Annotated in this window: 3 protein-coding genes and 2 pseudogenes; 4 read left to right on the top strand and 1 reads right to left on the bottom strand. The window is 73.3% G+C overall.

Going from position 1 to position 3,703, the window contains the following annotated elements:
* The 4 genes and pseudogenes from ACFPZN_RS55770 to ACFPZN_RS55785 all read left to right on the top strand — a co-directional run.
* Window positions 1-671, top strand: a pseudogene (locus tag ACFPZN_RS55770) (type IV secretion system protein); the annotation flags it as partial.
* Window positions 672-1,313, top strand: coding sequence for a hypothetical protein (locus ACFPZN_RS55775; protein ID WP_378293501.1), 642 nt, complete (start codon window positions 672-674; stop codon window positions 1,311-1,313). It abuts the pseudogene before it with no gap.
* Entirely contained in the window at window positions 1,310-2,380 is a 1,071-nt protein-coding gene (locus ACFPZN_RS55780; RefSeq protein ID WP_378293503.1) for a C40 family peptidase, read from the top strand. Before ACFPZN_RS55775 ends, ACFPZN_RS55780 begins: the two co-directional genes overlap by 4 nt.
* Window positions 2,381-2,435: 55 nt before the next feature.
* Window positions 2,436-3,239: a TIGR03619 family F420-dependent LLM class oxidoreductase gene (locus ACFPZN_RS55785; RefSeq protein ID WP_378293505.1), complete on the top strand. Its 804-nt coding sequence runs from the start codon at window positions 2,436-2,438 to the stop codon at window positions 3,237-3,239.
* A 36-nt stretch (window positions 3,240-3,275) separates the two neighbouring features.
* Here the strand turns inward: ACFPZN_RS55785 and ACFPZN_RS55790 are convergent.
* Window positions 3,276-3,458: pseudogene (locus ACFPZN_RS55790) on the bottom strand (guanyl-specific ribonuclease); the annotation flags it as partial.
* Between the last annotated feature and the right edge of the window lie 245 nt (window positions 3,459-3,703).

The following is a 3,703-nucleotide window of genomic DNA, read 5'->3' on the forward strand; positions in this document are numbered from 1 at the left end:
GCTCGTCGCCGGACGCGGCGCCCGTGCTGGCGGCCAAGCCCCGCGGCGGTGGCGTGGCGGCGGCGCAGGGCCGGTCGCGGCGGGGCGCGCCCCCGCTCAACCTGCCCCGCGCGGGCTCGCGCGGTGACGCGCGCGCGGGCGACGCGGGTGTGACGGCGGGCAACGGCAACGGCAACGGAGGCGGTGCGCTGGCCGGGGCGGTGGGCGGCGGCTCGTCCGGGTCCGGGAGCAAGCCCTCCGGGGCGGCGCGTCCCACCTCGTGGACGGCGCGTCCGGAGAGTTCCAACGGCGGCGGGTCGTCGGGCGGCGGGTCCGACGGCGGGTCCGGTGGCGGGTCCGGTGGAGGTGGCGGCTGGTTCGGCGGTGTCGGCGGCGGGCGGTCGTCGTCCGGTGACCGCGGCCGCGGCCGGGGCTCCGGCGGTCGCGGGGGCGGTTCGGCTCCGTCCCGTGGCCGCAGTGGCGCTCCGGCGCGGAACAGGCCCGATCCGGCCTCCGGTGTGCCGAAGCCGCGCGCGGGCGGGGCGGGCACCGGTTCCGGCCAGGCGACGGGCGGAGGGCCCGGCGGACGGCAGCAGCCGCCTCCGCTCTGGGGCCGCGGGGACAGCGCCGAAGGGCCGCCGATCCCGTTCTGGCTCCGTCCCGCCGACGGGGACGCGGATCGGGACGGCTAGATGAACCTGACCGACCGCCAACGCAAAATGCTGTTCGCGGGTCTGGTGGTCGCCCTCGCCGTCGTGGGCGTCTACCTGACCGTCGCGGCACCCGACGGGGACTCCGAAGGGGACGGGGACGCGCGCCCGTCCCCGGCGGCGACGGCGGGGCCGGCCGGTCCCGCCTCCCCGCCGCCCGGGATCTCCGGCTCGGTCTCGGCGGGCAACTTCGACCTCTACCGGCTGCTGCCGTTCTCGCGGCAGGAGTTCGCCACGGCCGCCGACCTGGCGCAGCGGTTCACCGCCGCGCAGGGGTCCTACCGCTACGACGAGGACCCCAAGGCCTTCACCGACCGGCTCGCGCCCATGGTCACCGAGGCGCTGCTCGCCGAGCTCCAGCGCGGCGCGGGCTCGCCCGGCCAGCTCGAGGAGCGCAGGCAGCAGCAGGTCGTCGCGCAGGCGTCGGCCACCCTCGACCGCGTCCGCGACGTCGAGGACAACTCGATCATCTTTCTGGTGACCGGGAAGCAGCAGGTCACCCGGGGCGGCAAGACGGCCCAGGAGAGCCAGCAGTACGCGGTGACGGTGGCGCGCGACGGGGGCTCCCTGCGGGTGTACTCCTTCGTGCCCGCCGACGAGGGCCAGGCGGGTGACACCGGATGAACCGGCGCAGGCTGCTGATCGCCGGGGCGCTCGGCGCCGTCGGGACGCTGTTCACCGCCCTCATGATCGTGCCGGTGCTGTTCGGCGCCAGCCAGTTCATGTTCGGCGGGGGCGGCGCCGGCAGCGCGGGATGCGTCGACACCACGCAGGCGGGGGCGCAGCCCGCCGAGGCCGGTGACGCCAAGGCCATCCCGGCCGACTACCTCGCCCGCTACAAGAAGGCGGGGCAGGAGTTCGGCATCCCGTGGAACGTCCTGGCCGCGATCGGGAAGGTCGAGACCAGCCACGGCACGTCCAAGCTGCCCGGGGTGAGCAGCGGCGAGAACTACGCCGGCGCGGGCGGGCCCATGCAGTTCCTGGACCCCACGTTCAAGGCGTTCGCGGTGGACGGCGACAAGGACGGCAAGAAGGACAGGTACGACCCCGACGACGCCATCCCGTCCGCCGCCCGCTACCTCAAGCACAACGGCGCCCCGCAGCGGATGCGGACCGCCATCTTCATGTACAACCACTCGTGGGACTACGTGAACCTCGTGCTCGACTGGGCCAAGAAGTACGTGGGCGGCGACTTCACGGTCGTCCAGTCGAACGGCGTCGAATGCCAGGACAACCAGCTTCCGGCCAACGCCAGTGGGCTCGTCCAGCAGATCATCGCGTTCGCCATGGCGCAGCGCGGCAAGCGCTACATCTTCGGCGCCAACGGCCCGGACGCCTGGGACTGCTCCAGCATTCTCCAGGCGGCGTACCGCACCGTGGGCATCGCCATCCCGCGGACCACCTTCGAGCAGTGGCCGTTCGGAGTGAAGATCAAGAAGGGGCAGGAGATTCCCGGCGACCTGGTGTTCTTCAACTCCGGTCCGGGGACGTCGTCCAACAATCCCGGGCATGTCGGGATGGTCATCGCCAAGAACAAGATGATCGTGGCGAGCTGCTCGACCTGCGTGCCCAACATCGGGGTGAAGCCGTACCAGAAGTCGGACTGGATCGGCACGACTCGGCCGCTGGCCCGTCCCGACATCCAGCGCAAGATCTCCGAACTGGCCGCCCAGCCCCAGCCCGGCGGCTGACCCGGCGGGCGCGGGGCGGGGTTGACTCTCGCACGTGAGGGTTTACGGTCGCGGCATGCGACTGCATGCTGTTCTGCCTGATGAGAGCACCGCCGCCGATCCCGGGCGCATCGTCGAGCTGGCCGTCCTGGCCGAGGAGCTCGGGTACGGAGGGGTGTGGCTGCCCGACCATCTGCTCCCGCCGGAGCCGTTCGGGCCGGTGTACGGCGGCGTCTACGAGCCGTTGATCACCCTGGCGCACGTCGCCGCCCGCACCTCCCGGATCCGGCTGGGCACCTCGGTGCTGGTGCTGCCGCTGCGCGACCCGTTCACGCTGGCCAAGCAGGTCGCCACGCTGGACCGGCTGTCGGGCGGACGGTTCGTGCTCGGGGTGGGGATCGGCTGGGACCGGGCCGAGTTCGCGGCGGTCGGCGCGGACTTCGCCGACCGGGCGGGCCGGACGGACGAGGCGCTGCGGCTGCTGCGGCACCTGCACGCGGAGGGCGGCGGGCCGTTCGAGGGGGAGCGTTTCGGGTTCGGCACCGGCGTCTTCGAGCCCCGTCCGGGCGGCGGGCGGGTCCCGGTCATGGTCGGCGGCATGAGCGACGCCGCCCTGCGGCGGGCCGCCCGGCAGGCGGACATGTGGCAGAGCGTCGACACCACTCCGGAGAACTTCGCCGTCCTCGCGTCGCGCGTCCGGGAGCTGGCCGGCCGTCCGCTGGAGGTGGGGGCGCGGGCCGGGTGGAGCGAGAGCCTGGCCGCCGAACTGCCCGCCTGGGACGAGGCCGGGGCCGACCATCTGGCGGTGCATTTCGAGGACGTCCCGGAGACCGCCGGCCGGATGAGGGAGCTGGCGGCCGCCGCGCCACCGCCCCGCTGACCGGTTCCTGCCGGGGCGGTGGCGCGGCGGGCGGTCTCAGCAGGTGAAGTCGATGTCCGAGAAGCTCTCGTAGTGGTCGGCGGTGTAGTACATGCCCTCGGCGCCCTGGTCGCCGGCCGTGACGATGCGGCGGGCGCCGCGGTCGGGGGAGCCGGGGGTCTCGACCGTGTACTCGTGGTAGTAGCCCTGTGGCTGGTCGGGCAGGAGGCCCTCGCGGTTCTGGAAGACCGTGCCGTCCTAGGGTGCGAATTGTTCGCCTGTGAGGTCGGTTGGGTGAGCATGCGGGTGATCAAGTGATCCGGCTTGACGGTGTGTGTTGGTCTCTGTACTTTCGGTAGCGCGATCTGGGACGCCGGGTTCGATGTCGGCGTGCGGGGCCCCCTTTCCACCGGAGTGATGGTCTGGGGCCTCCCCGTCGCCTCTGGTCGAGCCCACTTGGCCAGGTCGCGTAGGGAACCGGCCTC

This window comes from Actinomadura rugatobispora (genome assembly GCF_042656285.1).
GTDB lineage: Bacteria > Actinomycetota > Actinomycetes > Streptosporangiales > Streptosporangiaceae > Spirillospora > Spirillospora rugatobispora.

What these genes read in the sequence shown, in the direction of transcription:
- ACFPZN_RS55775 (WP_378293501.1), top strand. Translation starts at nt 672, where the DNA reads ATGAACCTGACCGACCGCCAACGCAAAATGCTGTTCGCGGGTCTGGTG.
- ACFPZN_RS55780 (WP_378293503.1), top strand. Translation starts at nt 1,310, where the DNA reads ATGAACCGGCGCAGGCTGCTGATCGCCGGGGCGCTCGGCGCCGTCGGG.
- ACFPZN_RS55785 (WP_378293505.1), top strand. Translation starts at nt 2,436, where the DNA reads ATGCGACTGCATGCTGTTCTGCCTGATGAGAGCACCGCCGCCGATCCC.